We start from the raw sequence: 15,498 nt of genomic DNA on the forward strand, positions 1-15,498 counted from the left end.
GGTTTTGGAGAAGCGCTATGTTTATACGTGGCAACACCTATAAAGCCTGGGTCTCAAAAGCACTGGAAGAAAAATGCTTCACCCGGGAAGTCGAAAACGGCTGCCATATCGAAGTCAGGGCCCGAGAGCGGGACGATGCTGATATTGAAGTGCTGCTCTGTGTTTATACCGCGACGGGACAATGTGTGGTTGAACGCATCAAGCAGTTGCCGGGTGCCGAATGGACGGTGAATGACGCGCTCAAACGCGGTATTGATCAGGCGGAACGTATTGCCGGAGGTGAGTCCGGCCGACTGCCCTGTGCTGACGCTCACGTGCACGACGATGATTGAGTGGCTCCGCGATCTTGAATGTGGGAGCTGGCTTGCCTGCGATGACGGCCTGACAGCCGACGAGGATTTTGGTCCGACAGGCAAGCTTGGACCTCGGTTCGTCAGTTAGACAAGCGTCGGCTGCCAGGCCGTCACGGGAGCAAGCTCCCTCGCCACAGGGTGTAGCGTCGCGGCAAAATAAAAAAGCCCGCACAGAGTGCGGGCAAGACAGGAGTTTTTACCAAGAGCCTGGAGTGAACAGACTCAGTATTAAGAAACAAAAGAAGCATGAGCAGTTTTATTTTTTTAATGCGAGGCCGACGAACGGTAGTGCAACAGCAAGTGCGTGATCGTCGTCATTAAAAAATTAAAATTTCTGAACCTTCGTTCTGAGCAAATAACAAAAAATCAGAAGGAGAGGTTATGAAAAATTCTTTATATGTCATCGAGTACGAATACCACCACGAGCCTAAGTCTTTCATTATAAGAGCGGAGGTGATGAATAACGCAGAGGCGTGGCATTGGGCCTGTTGCGATGCAGGCATTGGTATTATTCCCAGGTCGCGTAATGAAAAGATCAAACGCATCAGTAAACCGCTGGCCGAGCGCTACGGTCTTGAGAATGTAAGATGGCGCCCGTCTGGGAGTATCCCGTTTATTGCAAAGCCTTATGTGCCGCCGCCACCCGGATGAATGTATTTTTAATGGACGGTGTCCATGCGGGTGGCGGTAGGGGCGAGGCGCGTGTTTACTGTTTTTTGCGTCGCTCCTGCAACATGCACAACTTTTGCACGCTGCGTTGAAGTGCCTCTTTCATCAGGTCGGCTGCATAGTGTTGCTTGCACGCTGGGCAGAGCATGTCAGAGGCCGACGACACTAGAAAGTCGGGGTCATCCAGCGTCGATTCGTAGGGTTGTTTGCATTGCAGGCAACTTCGGTTCGCTTGTAGATGGGGCACATCGATTCCTCCCTGAATGAACGGCCACTCTCGATTAAGAAATGGGCGTTTTCAACTGCTAAAAAGGAAGAATTCAAACAAGCGATTAGTTGATGTTTTAATGCCGGTATCGAGAGGCGGCGGGGCGGGGATGGCGCTTGGACGGCTGTCGATGTTTTAGAACCCTGGCAGGTTTATCGACAGGCGCGTCCTCACTCTCTGCTCTGTGGGTTCAGCAGTTGGGTTTTCTGCTGCGGGTTTTTTGCCCGGCGGCGGTCGCCTGGCGCTTTGATCGGTCCGGGTTGGGCGGGGTGACGCTACTTGCTATCGAGCCTGCCAGGCCGTCATTCGGCGGGGTTGTCAGCTCCTCCCTGGCTTGTAACCAGTGCACGAAATCCTGACCGCCAGGCTTCCCTTGCTGTTCCCAAATGCGGTACGCGGTGAGTCGGATCGTTTCTTCGTCCATTGTGAGGCTCCCCTATTGAATAAAAGGTGCTATGAGTGAATGAAGCTGCTCACGAAGTCCGCCTTGACCACGGGAGGTTCGATCCCATGGATCAAGCCGGCGGTCAGCGCTTGTTGCGGGTCGAGAATGCGTGGCGCGGCGATCAGGTACTTTTCGGTCTCCAGTTTTTCGACAGCATCGGCGGTGCGCTCGGCCACGATGCGTGCGTACAACTGCAAGTCGTAATCGAGGCTCATCGCATATTCGGACATGCGCGAGTGGTCAACCGCGCCTTGCACATGCCAGTGGAAGGGGTGGAACAGGAATTTACTGTGCTTGCAGGCGGTTCTGCGCTCACCGGCCAGGAAGATGATATTGCCCATGGATTCCACGGTGCCGAGGTTATGGGTATGCACCGGAATCGGCAGGGACAATAAAAAGTTGTACATCGTAAAGCCGTAGCTGCATTCACCACCCATGGTGGCGATATTCAGTACCAGGCCCTGGGCATCTTGTTGTACGGCCATCGAGGCTTTTTCAATCAGTTGGCTGCACGTAGAAGCGGTGACCGGTGCGGTGAAGTTGATAATGTGTAAAGGCATGGTGTCCCTCATCAATGAAAGCAGGGGAGCACGGCTCCCCTGCATCAAGCACATCAGCTTTTGCGTCCGCCGCCGTGGCTGTGTTCGCCACCTTTACGCCCGGCTTCGGAAGCTTTTTCACGGTCGTTGGCAAAATTGCCGCCACTGTTCTGGCCGCCTTTGCTGCCCGCCTCGGCGGCGCGTTCGGGGTCATTCTTGAAATTGCCCCCGCTGTTCTGGCCGCCTTTGCTGCCGACTTCAGCGGCGCGCTCGGGATCATTCTTGAAGTTCCCGCCACTGTTTTGGCCACCTTTGCTGCCGATCTCCTGGTAGAACTCTTTGTCATGGGACGCAGAAGTGGCTTCGCCGCCTTTTTTACCGGCTTCGCTGACGCTCATCTGGCCTTGCTTGTCTTGAGTAGTCATGTTCAGTTACCTCGTCGTTATGTCGGTAATGTAACGTTCACTTCGATTGTGCTGGAAACGTGCACTTAGGCGCGTGAGTCAAGCTGCACGGTTATAAGTGCCTTTCACACAAGGGTGGCGTTTTAGATGCACTTATCGTGGCTTCGGCTTGTTCAGAAAGTTGCTGATGTTCGTAACACGCAGACGTATTAGAACGCAGGCCAGTCCTTGCTTTAGTTTGCACTTCTACAATCGGCCTGCGAGCTGGCTCGCCGCGCTGATTATCAATGGACGCACGCATGATGAATGCCCTTTGTTAACGAACGGAACAGCGGTACTGCCCGTGTGGTCAGGACTTACGTCCACCACCATGACTGTTCTGGCCGCCTTTACGCCCGGCTTCCGAGGCTTTCTCGCGGTCGTTGGCGAAGTTGCCGCCAGAGGCCTGTCCACCTTTCTTTCCCGCCTGTGATGCTTTTTCGCGATCATTGGCAAAGTTTCCAGGGTTTTTATTGCTCGTCGTCATAACAATACTCCCAGTTTTGAAATGTCGTTTCGCTAGTTGCCCGTTTATGCAACGGACATCTTTTCTGATAAGGGCAAGTGCGCAGATGTTTTGAAATTTTTTAAAAAGGGCGATGAACGGTAGAGTGGCAGATGAAACTTGTACAAGTAGGCTCAGAAAGTGCCGCTTCGTCTAAGTTTTTCTGCGTCGATTGATATTGAATTAATGGCGACCTTAACGGTTGGTTTAGCTTTCAATACCCTGTTTGATAGTGGTCATTAAAGGCGCTGGCTCCGCTGGCCGGCGCTCAGCCGCACACTCTGTTGCTGCAGCCCGCACAGACTGCTTGTATGCTGGCACTCTGGAACCGGTTGCCCTGTGAGTACCGACGTTCGAATGATGGCTGGAACGGAAACCGGACTTCCTTAAGGTGCTGACGTGAAGCGTGATACCCGTCTTGTGATGCTGTTGCTGTTGGTGATCGGCTGTTCCCTGACTTCGCTGACGATTTGGAAAGTCCTGTCTTCCCGCGACCGTGCGCTGGCGGAAGTGGATGTGCATGGCTTGAACCTGACCCAGGCCCTTAACACCTATACCGAAGGCATCGTGCGGCAAAGCTCGTTGCTGTTGCTGGGGCTGGTTGAGCGCCTGGAAACCGAAGGCAGTGGCCCGGTGCAAATCCAGCGAATCAGCACGCTGATCAACCTACAGCAGCCGCTGATGCCGCAGCTCAGCGGCATCACCATTTATGATCATCAGGGCCGGTGGCTGCTGTCTTCCAATCGTGCGATTCCGGAGGGCGCCAATAGCAGTGATCGGGCCTATTTCATCCACCATCGCGACGATCCGAGCGCTGAACCTTTTATTGGCCCGCCGATTCAAAGCCGCGCCAACCATGAATGGGTGGTGACCATCAGCCGCCGTTTCAACGACGCGGCCGGCAACTTCGCTGGCGTGGTCGCTGTGACCCTGGGGGTGGAAAACTTTCTGCGGGTATTCGGTAAACTCGATGTGGGCCAGGAGGGCGCCATCGGCCTGTCCTACGCCGACGGCACGTTGCTGGTGCGTTACCCCTTCCGCGAGCAGGACATGGGCCGCAACTTTTCCACCTCGCCTATTTATTCCAAGTACCTCGTCGACCAGCCTGTGGGCACTGCGGCCTATACCTCCAGCCTGGACGGGGTAGAGCGACTCTATGCCTTTCGCAAAAGCGAAACCCTGCCGCTGATCACCACGGTCGCGTTGGGCAAGCACGAAGCCCTCGCGGCGTGGCGCATCGAGGCGGCACTGTCAGCGGTCGTGGTGGCGGGGCTGTTGGGGCTGACGGGGCTGATCGGCTGGTTTCTGATCCTGGATATCCGCAGGCGTACGGCGGCGGAAGAGGCGTTGCGTGTCGCCCAGCAACAGTTGCTCGACTCCAATCGGCAATTGGCGCTATTAGCGAAAAAGGATGCGCTGACCGGCCTCGCCAACCGCCGCTGTTTTGACGAAACGCTGGCGGTGGAAGCGCGCCGGGCGCAGCGCGAGGGTACGTCACTGGCATTGCTGATGATCGACATCGACCACTTCAAACGCTTCAACGATGCCTTTGGTCACGTCGCGGGAGATGCTTGCTTGCAGGCGGTCAGCACGTTATTGGAAACGTGCGTGCGGCGGCCGTCGGACCTGGTGGCGCGCTATGGCGGAGAAGAAATGGCGGTCATCATGCCCGCGACTGACAGTGCAGGCGCTGCGGTGGTCGCGCAACGCATTCTTTCGCGTCTACAGCAGGAGAACATCACACACCCAGGCAGCCCCTTCGGGCGCGTGAGTGTGAGTATCGGCGTTGCGACGGGCATGGGCTCACGGCTGGAGCCGGTGTTGGGTTTGGTCGAGGCGGCCGATGCAGCGCTTTACGGTGCGAAGGCGGCTGGGCGCAATGGGTTCAACGTGCATCCTGCGCACGTGGCTTCGGGCGGCTGAAACGGCTTTTACCTGGGTATGCGCGGCTCACATCCCAAGCGTCGGGATCATGAGTTCGCCGCACTCCATCAGTTGGCCAGCGGTGACTTGCAGCTGCGGGGTGGGTTTGGCCGCATAGCCTGCGATGAAGCCGGCACTTAGCAGTGCCAGGCAGAGGACGGCTTTTTTCACAAGCATGCGCAGGGTCTCGATCGGTTCAAAAGGGTGAACCACAGATTGTGCATTCGAGAAAAGGTTCCTGCGTAGCGCAGATGGCGTTCTGCTTTCTGTAGGAGCGAGCTTGCTCGCGAAAAACCTCAACGATAACGCGCGCTCCCTGAATAAGCGCGGCGCCTGTGAGTGTTTCGCGAGCAAGCTCGCTCCTACAAAAGGTATCGTCAGCGAATGAACCTGACGTACACACGTTCAGGGTCGTTATCGTCCAGATTCTCGATCTGCCCGCTGGGAATAAAGCCGGCTTTCGTCAGCAGGGCCTGGGACGCGCCGTTGGAGGCATTGGTCGACGCGAACAGCTTGGGCGTCTTGCAGGCCGCTTCGGCCGCTGCCAGCAGACGAAGGGCGACGCCTTGGCGTTGGTACAGCGGTGAAACCACCACCAGCGCTATAAACCCATGGTTGAAAAAATCGTGGGTGAGCACCAGGTAGCCGGCGCACACGTTAGCGTTGGCGGCTACCAGGCATTGCTGGCGAACCACGGCATCATAGATAAACACACGACGGCTGGCATGCTCGGTTGCGTAGGCATCCAGTGCGACCAAGGCATGCACATCGTCGGGGATGGCTTGGCGGATCAGCCAGTGTGGAGCAGCGGGAGGCAGAAGGTATTCAGCCATGGTCGTGGAGCATCCTCTGTTTAAACATTTGCCCCCACGTGCTTGATGACAGTCCCTTGTGCATTGATGACGCGATGCTATCGCCCGCTAGAGGGCGGCGTTATGGATAGCACAGTTATGGGGCGCGAAGGGGTTACGTTTGTTGGCCTGATTGCAGTCGTTGTTTAGAAATGTTTATGTGTTCCAATGGTTATCTCGACTTGCGCAGGAAGCGCATCGGCCGAGGCCATTCAGTCTTTTAACAGATTCATCCCAAGGAGTAACACCATGCAAGGAAGCACATCGCTCAAGTACCTGGCGTTTTCGTTGATCCCGTTGATGGCCGCCTGTACCACGCCCACACGCCAGTCCGCCGTCCTCCCTGCGCCACCCTTGCAGTTCGATAACTGCGCGGTTGGTTGCCCCACCGGCGGCAGCCCAGTGACGTTGAACCGCCAGGCCTACACGTTGAACAACAACGGTTCGACCAAGTTTGCCAATTGGGTGTCCTACAAGATCACCAAGGCCAGCGCGGCCAGCGGGCGTTCCCGTGACTGGCGCACCGACCCGGATATTCCAGCCGGGGAAACCCTGGACCCGGTGGATTACAACGGCGCCAACGTCGCGCTCAAAATCGACCGTGGGCATCAGGCCAACCTCGCGTCAATGGCGGGGGTGGCCGATTGGCAAACCCTCAACTACCTGTCGAACATCACGCCGCAAAAAGCCGAACTCAACCAGGGGCCGTGGGCGCGCCTGGAAGACCAGGAGCGCACTCTCAGCAAGGAGCCAGGCGTCGATCAGGTGTATGTGGCCACCGGGCCGCTGTATGAGCATTTTGTTGGCTCGTTGCCAGGTACGAACAAAGTGCACACCATCCCCAGCGGCTATTGGAAAATCATCGTGGTCGGCAGTTCGCCGGAAACGGGCCTGTACGCCTCATTCGTGATGAACCAGGAAACCCCCAAGGGCGCAGACTTCTGCGATTACCAGGTCACCGTGGATCACATCGAAGAGCGCTCGGGGCTGACGTTCTGGAGCACCTTGCCGCAAGCGATGCAAGCCACGCTGAAGGCCAGGCAGGGCCAGTTGCCGAGCCGGATCGGCTGTAGCCGAACCTGAGTCTGACGCCTATTCGGCACACACCAACGAGGGCCTGCGGCTGTTGTTCTTGCCCAGGCGCTCACGGGTGCTGATCTCTGTGAGCGGCGTGCCGGTGTTTGCCTGTTGATGCAGCGCTGCTTCCAGCGCTTGCAAATGCTTGTTCAGGATTTTCACCGAACCGCTCGGGTTAGCGGGGTCGAAGGGGATCCGGCCGTTGGCAATCAGCACCATGGCCAGTTCCCAGGCGCGTTGTGAGTCGTTCATGACAGGGATTCCTTCTTCAGCGTGATCGATATATAGCTGTGACCCGCTGCCAGCGCCCGGGTATCAACTGGGTTGCTGCCGAAATTTCGATCATTTCACCGATTCAGCGGCGCTGGAACCATCATCTTTTTAGATGGTGGCCGGGACGCGTCGAAAGAATGAACCTGAGCGGCACGGTGCTCACCTAATCCGTATGAATCGGTCGTTTCCCATTCACTGTTCCGAGGGGCAACCATGGACTCTGTACTGCGGGCTGTGGCGATTTACCTGGTGCTGCTGGTGCTGTTCAAAGTTGCCGGCAGGCGCACGCTGGCCGAGCTCACCACCTTTGACCTGGTGTTGTTGATGGTCATCGGCGAAGCCACCCAACAGGCGTTGCTGGGCGAAGATTTCTCGATGACCAACGCCGTGCTGGTCATCGCCACCCTCATTGCCATCGACATTGGCTTCTCGCTGGCCAAGCAGCGTTCAGCCTGGTTCGCACGGGTGCTCGATGGCGGGCCGACGGTGCTGGTCGAGCAAGGCCAGGTGCTGCATAAAAGGCTCAAGCATGCGCGCCTGGACGAGGGCGACATTCTTGAGGCGGCCCGGTCCACCCAAGGGCTTGTCGAACTCAAGCAGATCCGCTTTGCGATTCTTGAGCGCAACGGCAAGATTTCGGTGATCCCGTTTGAATAACACGCGGCGCCCATTCGTCAGCCAAGGGGCTATTTTTTGAACGCTAGCGCGCCTGTTCCAGACAGATAGATTATGGGCGGACGAATGTTGCTGTCGTCACGCGGATATCACTCACTCGCCAGCAGGTGAACCCTCATGAAGAAGCTCTATATGTGCCTGGGTCTGTGCAGCGCATTCATGCTGCACGGCTGTTTTGACAACGCCGACAACGCCACTAAAGACAACAACAGTGGCACCCAGTCGTCGGTGCAGATGCAGGAAGGCAAGGCGGACGAGAGCAAATAGAGCGGCCTGCCAGCCGCCGCTTATATCATTGATGCTCATTGCCGAATGTGGGAGCTGGCTTGCCTGCGATAGCGGTGGTTCAGTTAACGATGCAGTGACTGACCGTCCGCCTTCGCGGGCAAGCCCGCTCCCACAGCGGACCTGTGCCAGGCGCTGATTTTGTGGGCAATGCATGGCCAGCTCCCACAGTTGATCGCGACCGATCAGCGCATATGCAGGATGATCGGGCTACTGCTCGCCGGGTCGGTATGCCCACGCAACTTGCCCACGGCCTTCGCATCGACCGCACCGCCGTGGTTGCCCCAGGTACCGCGCACGTAGCTCAGCACGTCGGCGATTTCCGAGTCGGACAATTGCTCCCGGAACGCTGGCATGCGGTAGGCGTCCGGCAGGCCGGCGGTGATCACGCGCTGTGAGCCATTGAGCGTGATGTTGATCGCGGACGCATCTTCCTTGGCCAGGGCCGAGGTAGCGCCGGCCAGAGGCGGCATCCAGTCGGGCTGGCCTTTGCCGTCGAGCCCATGGCAGGAGGCGCAGCGGGTGGCGTACGTGTGAGCACCGGGGACATCCGAGCGCGCCGTTACCGGCTGATATTGCCAGGGGCTGCCGTCACGCTGGGGGTCGCCGGGCAGTGACTTGAGGTAGCGAGCGATCGCGGCCAGGTCATCGTCCTGCATGAACTGCGTGGAGTTGTTGAAGGCTTCGGTCATCGAGCCATAGACCACGGCATGCTGGTTGCGACCGGTCTTGAGGAACTGCACGATCTGTTCCTCACTCCAGCGCCCCAGGCCGGTGTTGTGGTCCTGGCGCAGGCTGGGGGCGTACCAGCCGTCGAGCAGGGCACCGGCCAGGAACGGCGCGCCGGATTCGTCCAGGGCCTTTTCGTTGAACGCCAGCCCCCGTGGCGTGTGGCAACTGCCGCAGTGGCCGGGGCCTTGGACGATATAGGCGCCCCGGTTCCACAGTGCGTCCTGGCCGGGCTTGGCGGCATAGGTCGCGGTCGGTGCAAACACACCGTTCCACAGGGCGATGGGCCAACGCAGGTTGAGCGGCCAGGGAATGTCGCTGGGGATATTAGGCTGGTTGGCCGGTTGCACGCCTTTCATGAAAAACGCGTACAGCGCCTGGATGTCATCGTCGCTGAGCTTCACATAAGACGGGTAGGGCATGGCCGGATAGAGTCGTCGCCCACCCGGTGCTACGCCGTGGCGTACGGCGCGGTCGAAGTCGGCCAGGCTATAGGTGCCGATACCATGCTCGCGGTCGGGGGTGATGTTGGTGGCGTGGATCGCCCCCAGCGGTGTGGCCATTTCCAGGCCACCAGCGAATGGCTGCTTGCCGGCCAGGCTATGGCAGGCCACGCAGTCACTCACTCGCGCGACGTATTCGCCGCGACTGACCAAGGCGGGGTCGAAACTCGTGGCCTGTTGCTGTTCAAAAGGCGAGGCAGGCTCGCGGGTGACGTACCAGGCCAGCAGGCCGGCGGCGACCACGCAGGGCAGCACCAGCCACCCTGCGGTTCTTGCGAATCGGCGGTTATTCATGGGCATTCCCTGTCGGTTAGCTGAAGGTGTAACGGCTCAAAGGCAGACTGCGGATGCGTTGGCCGGTCAGCTGCGCCACGGCATTCGCCACGGCCGGGGCCACAGCCGGCAACGGCGGTTCGCCGATACCGCCCATTTTTTCTCCGCTTTCGACGATCTTCACGTGTACCTGCGCCATACGCGAAGGCGGCAGCACCGGATAAAGGTCGTAGTTGCGCGCCCTTGGCTTGCCATCCACGTATACCGCTTCCTCCAACAAGGTTTGCGACAGTCCCAAGGCCACGGCACCGTTGACTTGCGCTTGCACAATCGCCGGGTTGACGATGCTGCCCGGGTCAATCGCTTCCCAGATGTGATGAACCTTGACCTGGCCGTTCTCGATCGACACCTCGGCCACCACCGCTGCATGGGAGCCAAACGGCGAGGCCATGGCTACGCCGCGTGCACGGCGGGTGCCGTCTTCGGCGGTGTAGGGCCCACGCTTCCAACCGCCAGACAGCTCGGCGGCCGCTTGCAGCAGGGTGGTCAGGCGCGGGTTGTCGCGCAGCAGGTGCAGGCGCAGTTCATAGGGATCATGGCCGCCTTTGTCGGCCAGTTCGTCCAGGAAGGCTTCGTAGAAAAAGTCATTGAGCGAGTTACCCACCGAGCGCCAATAACCGAGCATGGCCGGGCCTTTGACGTAAATCTGCGCGATGCGTTTGTTGGGTATCGCGTAGCTCTTGCCCGACAACCCTTCCAGGGCAGTAGGGTCGATGGCGTCGCCCTGTTTGCCGGCGATGGCTTCGGTGGGGCCTTCGGTGGCGCTCACCGCTTCGATGGCTACGGGCAGGCCTTTGTCATCCAGCGCGGCGCGGAACTTGACCACGGCGACCGGACGCAATACATCGCGCACGAATTCTTCTTCACGGCTCCAGATCAGCTTGATCGGCCGGCCCACCGCCTTTGCCAACGCGATGGCTTGCGGGTAAGGATTTGCCGAGTCATACAGGAAATGCCGGCCGAAAAAGCCGCCCAGCAGCGGCGAGTGCAGGGTGACTTGCTCAATGCTCAGACCGGTGCGCTTGGCAATGTCGGCACGGAACATATCCGGCGCCTGGTTAGGCAGCCACACCTCCAGTGTGCCGTCGGGGTTAAAGCGTGCCAGGGCTGAAGGCGGTTCCAACTGGGCATGGTTGAGGTACTGGTTGTGGTAGGTGGCTTCGACGCGGGTCTTGGCGCTGGCCAGTGCACCGGCCACATCGCCTTCGTTTTCGTCATCGCGGGCCGGGCCCTGCTGGGCGGCGAGGAAGTCGCGGTACTTGTCGCTGGAGAAATCCGCTGGCATGGCCCGCACGGTGGAGTCGGCGGCGGCTTCAAGCCACTCCACCTGGATGGCTTCGACGGCCCGCTTGGCATGCCACCAACGTTCAGCTACCACAGCTACGGCGCCGGGCAGGGTGTGAACCGAATGCACGCCTTTCATGGCTTGCACCTGCGCCTGGTTGCGCAGGCTGCCCACGGTCATGCCCAGGCGTGGCGCATGCTGGACGGCGGCATGGAGCATGCCGTCGATTTTCAGGTCGATGGTGTACTGCGACTTGCCGGTGGATTTGTCATAGGCATCCAGGCGCTTGACCGGCTTGCCGATCCAGCGGAACTGGCTCGGGTCGCGCAGGGTGATGCTGGCCGGGTCGGGCACCGGCATATCCAGGGCGGCACCTGCCAATTCGCCGTAGCCCAGGGAGCGACCGGAAGCGGCGTGCACCACGCGACCGGGCTGTGTGGTCAGCTCGCTGAGGGGTACGCGCAGTTGCTCGGCGCCGGCCTGCATCAGCATCGCGCGGGCGAGGGCGCCGAGGCGCCGCATGGTCGGGTAGCTCATGCGCACCGACATGCTGCCGCCGGTGATGCGCATGCCATTTTCCATCACCACGTAGGCTTCGCCGGGCGGGGCCGCTTCGACGATGAACGTGGCCGGGTCGGCATCCAATTCTTCACCGACGATCTGCGCCATGGCGGTGTGGGTACCTTGGCCGCCTTCCATGAAGGGGCTTAGCAGGCGCACGCTGCCGTCTGGGCGAATCTCCAGAAAGGCGGGTACCTGGGTTCCACGCTCAGCGGCCGCGCCGGTCGCGGCTTGCACGCGGGAGGTGCCCAGCGGCAAGCCGAAGCCGATCACCAGCGCGCCCACCGCGGTGCTGGCCAGGAAGCGGCGACGGGACAGGTTGATCGGTTCGCCCAGGGTAACGCCGGGAATGATCTCGGTGGTGTTCATCAGGCGGTCTCCTTCCCGGCGGCCAAGGCATCCATGGCGGCATGGATCGCGTTGTAGGTGCCGCAACGGCAGAGGTTGACCATCGCCGCGTCGATCTGCGCCTTGGTCGGCGCGGGGGTATGTTTGAGCAGCGCGGTGGCCGCCATCACCTGCCCGGACTGGCAGTAACCGCATTGCGCTACTTGATGTTCGACCCAGGCCGCCACCACACGCTTGCCCACGTCATCGGCCTCCACGGCCTCGATGGTGGTGATCTCGCGACCGACCACGCCGGCCACGGGCGTCACGCAGGCGCGCACCACGTTGCCGTCCACCAGCACCGAACAGGCGCCGCACTGGGCCAGGCCGCAGCCGTATTTGGTGCCGGTCATGCCCAGGTTGTCACGGATCACCCACAATAACGGGGTGTCGGCTTCGGCATCGACCTGATAGGCCTTTTGGTTGATACGTAATTCCATGCGGGCTCACCTGCTGATCATCGGTTGGTGGTGCTGAGTTCTTATAGGAGCGGTGCGACTGGAAGTCGCCCATCGTCGAACTCTAGACCAACGCGCAAGGGCTATCTATCCGATTGCCCTCAAGTTCAGAGGATCAGGCAAGAATTCAACAGGATTGGGTCACTGTCCTCTGTAGGAGCGAGCTTGCTCGCGAAGATCGCCAACGATAACGCGCGCTATCAGGTTTAACGCGGGGTTCTCGGTTTTTTCGCGAGCAAGCTCGCTCCTACAAGAGCCTTCATCAGCAGCCACCAAATTGAAACCCGCCTGACAGCTTTTCCTTCAAATACCCTACCAATACGGTCACCGATTTGGGCACATGGGGCGAGTAGGGCCGAATGAGGTAAATCTCATCGGCAAACGCGCCTTTGAGTGTCCAGTCCTTCAATACCTGCACCACTTTGCCAGCGGCCAGCGCCGCCTGGGCGCTGAAGTCCGGGAGCAGGGCGATGCCCAGGTGGTTGAGTGCGGCGTCGCGCAAGGCTTCGCTGTTATTGGTGGCGAAGCTGCCGGCGATGGGCACGGTGAGGCGCTCGAGGGGTTGGCTGCCGCGTTCGAAGGTCCAGGCGGGCTGGTCGGTGCCGCGTGGGTAAAACAGGCAGTTGTGGGCCGACAGGTCGCCCGGCTCGCGGGGTTCACCGTGGTGTTGCAGGTAATCATGGGTGGCGACCAGTACCGAGTTGGTGTCGCACAGTTTCCACGCCACGTGGGTTTCGGGCACCTGGAAGCCGTGGCGCACCGCCAGGTCGTAACCCTCGGCGGCCAGTGAGCTCAAGGCATCGGAGACGTCCAGTTGAATACGCACCTGGGGGTACTGCTGCAAAAAGCCGGACAGGTGCGGCACCAGTTGTTGCCGGGCGAAGGCCACGGGGGCGGTCAGGCGCACCAGCCCGCGTATTTCCCCGACCGAGTCGCGCACCGAGGAAAAACTGCGGGCGATCTGCGCGTAGGCGCTGCGCACTTCGCGGGCCAATGACAGCCCTGCATCGGTCAGCCGCACGCTGCGGGTGGTGCGCGTCACCAGCCGGGTACCCGTGGCCTTTTCCAAGTCGGAAATGCGCTGGCTCACCGCTGACTTGCTCACCCCCAGGCGCGCGGCGGCGGCGGTGTAGGTGCCTTGTTCCTCCAGCACAGACAGCCAGTGAATGTGGGTCCACAGCCCTTCGATCTCAGCCTTTTCCATGGGGGTATTGTTCGCATATGAGGACAATAAGTTCTGGATTCTGCTCTGGTTCGGAACAAAGTGAAAGCCTATCGTGTGGACCAACGCTACCCACCTGGATCGACTGCCATGACTGCAACCATCGAGCACTACATCAACGACCAGCGCGTCAGCCGCGATGACCGTTATCAGGACGTCTACAACCCGGCCACCGGTGAAGTCACCGCCCGTGTGGCCCTGGCCAGCCGCCATACCGTGGCCGAAGCCGTCGCCGCCGCCCAGGCTGCGTTTGCCGGCTGGGCCGACACCCCGCCGATCCGTCGCGCCCGGGTGTTGTTCCAATACCTGCACCTGCTGCGCGAACGCAAGGACGACCTGGCGCGCATCATCGTCGCCGAGCACGGCAAGGTATTCACCGATGCCCAGGGCGAAGTTGACCGTGGCATCGACATTCTCGAATTTGCCTGCGGCATTCCCAACCTGCTCAAGGGCGAACACTCCGACCAGGTCTCCCGTGGCATGGACAACTGGACGATGCGCCAGCCGTTGGGCGTGGTCGCCGGCGTGACGCCGTTCAACTTCCCGGTGATGGTACCGATGTGGATGTACCCCATTGCCATTGCGGCGGGTAACACCTTTATCCTCAAGCCCAGCCCGACTGACCCAAGCGCGTCGCTGTTCATGGCCGAGTTGCTGCATGAAGCCGGCCTGCCCAAAGGCGTGTTCAACGTGGTGCAGGGGGATAAAGAGTCAGTGGACGCGCTGATCGAACACCCGGACGTCAAGGCTGTGAGCTTCGTCGGCTCCACGCCGATTGCCCAATACATCTACGAGAGCGGCGCCCGCAACGGCAAGCGCGTGCAAGGCCTGGGCGGGGCGAAAAACCATATGGTGGTGATGCCCGACGCCGATATCGAACGCACCGTGGACGCGCTGATGGGCGCCGCCTACGGCAGTGCCGGCGAGCGCTGCATGGCGATCTCGGTGGCGGTGCTGGTAGGCGACGTGGGTGACAAAGTCATCGCCGCCTTGACCGAACGCGCCAAGCTGCTGCGCATCACCGATGGTCGCGATCTCAAAGCCGAGATGGGCCCGATCGTGTCGCGGGCCGCGCTGGAACGCATCAGTGGCTACATTGAGCAGGGTGTGCAAGCCGGCGCGCAGTTGCTGCTCGATGGCCGTGACTACGTGCCCACCGAACCCGGCCTGGAAAACGGCTTCTGGCTCGGCGCGACCTTGTTCGACCACGTGACCCAGGACATGAGCATCTACCGCGAAGAAATCTTCGGCCCGGTGTTGGCCTGTGTGCGCGTCAACGACTTTGCCGAAGCGGTGAAGCTGGTCAACGACCACGAGTTTGGCAACGGCGTCAGTTGCTTCACTCGCGATGGCAACATTGCTCGTGAGTTTGCGCGGCGTATCGAGGTGGGCATGGTCGGTATCAACGTGCCGATCCCGGTGCCCATGGCCTGGCACGGGTTTGGTGGCTGGAAGAAGAGCCTGTTCGGTGACATGCATGCCTACGGCACCGAGGGCGTGCGCTTCTACACCAAGCAGAAGTCGATCATGCAGCGCTGGTCGGAGAGCATCGAGCAGGGTGCGGAGTTTGCGATGCCGGTGTCCAAGTAACGTTCAAGCTGTGCTGCAGGATCTGATGTGGGAAGGCTCAAGCCCTCCCACATTTTTTTTGCCTGTTGACGGTTGAACACATAAAAGTCCAGTATGGAATTATAAGTACAAAATAGCCGCTCCA

Annotated in this window: 18 protein-coding genes; 7 read left to right on the plus strand and 11 right to left on the minus strand. The window is 60.0% G+C overall.

Annotated elements, in window-relative coordinates; translation table 11 throughout:
• Positions 1–17 precede the first annotated feature (17 nt).
• Positions 18–332 (plus strand): hypothetical protein, encoded by a 315-nt coding sequence (locus ACP7CZ_RS11640; RefSeq protein WP_034127106.1) that lies wholly within the window; start codon positions 18–20, stop codon positions 330–332.
• A gap of 402 nt (positions 333–734) precedes the next feature.
• Positions 735–1,004 carry a DUF6555 family protein gene (locus tag ACP7CZ_RS11645; protein ID WP_054895698.1) on the plus strand — a complete coding sequence of 90 codons (270 nt, stop codon included), beginning with the start codon at positions 735–737 and terminating at the stop codon, positions 1,002–1,004.
• Positions 1,005–1,480: 476 nt separating this feature from the next.
• Here ACP7CZ_RS11645 and ACP7CZ_RS11650 read toward each other — a convergent pair whose 3' ends face one another.
• The 4 genes from ACP7CZ_RS11650 to ACP7CZ_RS11665 all read right to left on the minus strand — a co-directional run bounded on the left by ACP7CZ_RS11650 (position 1,481) and on the right by ACP7CZ_RS11665 (position 3,204).
• Complete coding sequence (locus ACP7CZ_RS11650; protein WP_089042644.1) at positions 1,481–1,714, minus strand: DUF2934 domain-containing protein; 234 nt, start codon at positions 1,712–1,714, stop codon at positions 1,481–1,483.
• A 29-nt stretch (positions 1,715–1,743) separates the two neighbouring features.
• Positions 1,744–2,295 carry an ATP-dependent Clp protease proteolytic subunit gene (locus tag ACP7CZ_RS11655; protein WP_181124146.1) on the minus strand — a complete coding sequence of 184 codons (552 nt, stop codon included), beginning with the start codon at positions 2,293–2,295 and terminating at the stop codon, positions 1,744–1,746.
• A gap of 53 nt (positions 2,296–2,348) precedes the next feature.
• Positions 2,349–2,699, minus strand: coding sequence for a general stress protein (locus ACP7CZ_RS11660; protein WP_054895695.1), 351 nt, complete (start codon positions 2,697–2,699; stop codon positions 2,349–2,351).
• A 328-nt stretch (positions 2,700–3,027) separates the two neighbouring features.
• Positions 3,028–3,204 (minus strand): general stress protein, encoded by a 177-nt coding sequence (locus ACP7CZ_RS11665; RefSeq protein WP_003190478.1) that lies wholly within the window; start codon positions 3,202–3,204, stop codon positions 3,028–3,030.
• Positions 3,205–3,621: 417 nt separating this feature from the next.
• Between ACP7CZ_RS11665 and ACP7CZ_RS11670 the strand changes: the two genes are divergently transcribed.
• A complete protein-coding gene (locus ACP7CZ_RS11670; protein WP_197900731.1) occupies positions 3,622–5,145 on the plus strand; it encodes a sensor domain-containing diguanylate cyclase in 1,524 nt (507 codons plus the stop codon).
• A gap of 27 nt (positions 5,146–5,172) precedes the next feature.
• Here the strand turns inward: ACP7CZ_RS11670 and ACP7CZ_RS11675 are convergent, their stop codons facing one another.
• Together ACP7CZ_RS11675 and ACP7CZ_RS11680 are read right to left on the minus strand one after the other, a co-directional pair.
• Positions 5,173–5,499 (minus strand): hypothetical protein, encoded by a 327-nt coding sequence (locus ACP7CZ_RS11675; protein WP_106117608.1) that lies wholly within the window; start codon positions 5,497–5,499, stop codon positions 5,173–5,175.
• A 23-nt stretch (positions 5,500–5,522) separates the two neighbouring features.
• Positions 5,523–5,978: a GNAT family N-acetyltransferase gene (locus ACP7CZ_RS11680; RefSeq protein ID WP_034127108.1), complete on the minus strand. Its 456-nt coding sequence runs from the start codon at positions 5,976–5,978 to the stop codon at positions 5,523–5,525.
• Between the two features lie 267 nt (positions 5,979–6,245).
• On the opposite strand from ACP7CZ_RS11680, the gene ACP7CZ_RS11685 reads away from it, so the two are divergent.
• Complete coding sequence (locus ACP7CZ_RS11685; protein WP_198791170.1) at positions 6,246–7,079, plus strand: DNA/RNA non-specific endonuclease; 834 nt, start codon at positions 6,246–6,248, stop codon at positions 7,077–7,079.
• A gap of 9 nt (positions 7,080–7,088) precedes the next feature.
• Here ACP7CZ_RS11685 and ACP7CZ_RS11690 read toward each other — a convergent pair whose 3' ends face one another.
• Positions 7,089–7,325 (minus strand): hypothetical protein, encoded by a 237-nt coding sequence (locus ACP7CZ_RS11690; protein ID WP_294204474.1) that lies wholly within the window; start codon positions 7,323–7,325, stop codon positions 7,089–7,091.
• Positions 7,326–7,559: 234 nt separating this feature from the next.
• On the opposite strand from ACP7CZ_RS11690, the gene ACP7CZ_RS11695 reads away from it, so the two are divergent.
• Both ACP7CZ_RS11695 and ACP7CZ_RS11700 read left to right on the plus strand, forming a co-directional pair.
• Positions 7,560–8,003 carry a DUF421 domain-containing protein gene (locus ACP7CZ_RS11695; RefSeq protein ID WP_014718042.1) on the plus strand — a complete coding sequence of 148 codons (444 nt, stop codon included), beginning with the start codon at positions 7,560–7,562 and terminating at the stop codon, positions 8,001–8,003.
• A gap of 135 nt (positions 8,004–8,138) precedes the next feature.
• On the plus strand, positions 8,139–8,288 hold the full coding sequence (locus tag ACP7CZ_RS11700; RefSeq protein ID WP_003190489.1) for a hypothetical protein: 150 nt from the start codon (positions 8,139–8,141) through the stop codon (positions 8,286–8,288).
• Positions 8,289–8,491: 203 nt separating this feature from the next.
• On the opposite strand, the gene ACP7CZ_RS11705 is transcribed toward ACP7CZ_RS11700, so the two are convergent.
• The 4 genes from ACP7CZ_RS11705 to ACP7CZ_RS11720 all read right to left on the minus strand — a co-directional run bounded on the left by ACP7CZ_RS11705 (position 8,492) and on the right by ACP7CZ_RS11720 (position 13,766).
• The gene (locus ACP7CZ_RS11705; RefSeq protein ID WP_054895690.1) at positions 8,492–9,832 is read right to left on the minus strand and encodes a c-type cytochrome; all 1,341 of its coding nucleotides are present in this window, start codon (positions 9,830–9,832) and stop codon (positions 8,492–8,494) included.
• Positions 9,833–9,848: 16 nt separating this feature from the next.
• Positions 9,849–12,086 carry a xanthine dehydrogenase family protein molybdopterin-binding subunit gene (locus ACP7CZ_RS11710; RefSeq protein WP_294204470.1) on the minus strand — a complete coding sequence of 746 codons (2,238 nt, stop codon included), beginning with the start codon at positions 12,084–12,086 and terminating at the stop codon, positions 9,849–9,851.
• The gene (locus ACP7CZ_RS11715) at positions 12,086–12,544 is read right to left on the minus strand and encodes a (2Fe-2S)-binding protein (protein WP_014718046.1); all 459 of its coding nucleotides are present in this window, start codon (positions 12,542–12,544) and stop codon (positions 12,086–12,088) included. The genes ACP7CZ_RS11710 and ACP7CZ_RS11715 overlap by 1 nt, the downstream gene beginning before the upstream one ends.
• A gap of 280 nt (positions 12,545–12,824) precedes the next feature.
• On the minus strand, positions 12,825–13,766 hold the full coding sequence (locus ACP7CZ_RS11720; protein ID WP_057978049.1) for a LysR family transcriptional regulator: 942 nt from the start codon (positions 13,764–13,766) through the stop codon (positions 12,825–12,827).
• A gap of 108 nt (positions 13,767–13,874) precedes the next feature.
• Between ACP7CZ_RS11720 and ACP7CZ_RS11725 the strand changes: the two genes are divergently transcribed.
• Positions 13,875–15,374: a CoA-acylating methylmalonate-semialdehyde dehydrogenase gene (locus tag ACP7CZ_RS11725; RefSeq protein WP_236279701.1), complete on the plus strand. Its 1,500-nt coding sequence runs from the start codon at positions 13,875–13,877 to the stop codon at positions 15,372–15,374.
• The last annotated feature ends 124 nt before the right edge of the window (positions 15,375–15,498 follow it).

Origin of the sequence: Pseudomonas sp. DWP2-2 (genome assembly GCF_049897065.1) — a bacterium.
Taxonomy (GTDB): domain Bacteria; phylum Pseudomonadota; class Gammaproteobacteria; order Pseudomonadales; family Pseudomonadaceae; genus Aquipseudomonas; species Aquipseudomonas paracarnis.

What these genes read in the sequence shown, in the direction of transcription:
- ACP7CZ_RS11655 (WP_181124146.1), bottom strand. Translation starts at nt 2,295, where the DNA reads ATGCCTTTACACATTATCAACTTCACCGCACCGGTCACCGCTTCTACG.
- ACP7CZ_RS11690 (WP_294204474.1), bottom strand. Translation starts at nt 7,325, where the DNA reads ATGAACGACTCACAACGCGCCTGGGAACTGGCCATGGTGCTGATTGCC.
- ACP7CZ_RS11665 (WP_003190478.1), bottom strand. Translation starts at nt 3,204, where the DNA reads ATGACGACGAGCAATAAAAACCCTGGAAACTTTGCCAATGATCGCGAA.
- ACP7CZ_RS11685 (WP_198791170.1), top strand. Translation starts at nt 6,246, where the DNA reads ATGCAAGGAAGCACATCGCTCAAGTACCTGGCGTTTTCGTTGATCCCG.
- ACP7CZ_RS11640 (WP_034127106.1), top strand. Translation starts at nt 18, where the DNA reads ATGTTTATACGTGGCAACACCTATAAAGCCTGGGTCTCAAAAGCACTG.
- ACP7CZ_RS11645 (WP_054895698.1), top strand. Translation starts at nt 735, where the DNA reads ATGAAAAATTCTTTATATGTCATCGAGTACGAATACCACCACGAGCCT.
- ACP7CZ_RS11725 (WP_236279701.1), top strand. Translation starts at nt 13,875, where the DNA reads ATGACTGCAACCATCGAGCACTACATCAACGACCAGCGCGTCAGCCGC.
- ACP7CZ_RS11710 (WP_294204470.1), bottom strand. Translation starts at nt 12,086, where the DNA reads ATGAACACCACCGAGATCATTCCCGGCGTTACCCTGGGCGAACCGATC.
- ACP7CZ_RS11680 (WP_034127108.1), bottom strand. Translation starts at nt 5,978, where the DNA reads ATGGCTGAATACCTTCTGCCTCCCGCTGCTCCACACTGGCTGATCCGC.
- ACP7CZ_RS11695 (WP_014718042.1), top strand. Translation starts at nt 7,560, where the DNA reads ATGGACTCTGTACTGCGGGCTGTGGCGATTTACCTGGTGCTGCTGGTG.
- ACP7CZ_RS11720 (WP_057978049.1), bottom strand. Translation starts at nt 13,766, where the DNA reads ATGGAAAAGGCTGAGATCGAAGGGCTGTGGACCCACATTCACTGGCTG.
- ACP7CZ_RS11660 (WP_054895695.1), bottom strand. Translation starts at nt 2,699, where the DNA reads ATGACTACTCAAGACAAGCAAGGCCAGATGAGCGTCAGCGAAGCCGGT.
- ACP7CZ_RS11715 (WP_014718046.1), bottom strand. Translation starts at nt 12,544, where the DNA reads ATGGAATTACGTATCAACCAAAAGGCCTATCAGGTCGATGCCGAAGCC.
- ACP7CZ_RS11700 (WP_003190489.1), top strand. Translation starts at nt 8,139, where the DNA reads ATGAAGAAGCTCTATATGTGCCTGGGTCTGTGCAGCGCATTCATGCTG.
- ACP7CZ_RS11705 (WP_054895690.1), bottom strand. Translation starts at nt 9,832, where the DNA reads ATGAATAACCGCCGATTCGCAAGAACCGCAGGGTGGCTGGTGCTGCCC.
- ACP7CZ_RS11650 (WP_089042644.1), bottom strand. Translation starts at nt 1,714, where the DNA reads ATGGACGAAGAAACGATCCGACTCACCGCGTACCGCATTTGGGAACAG.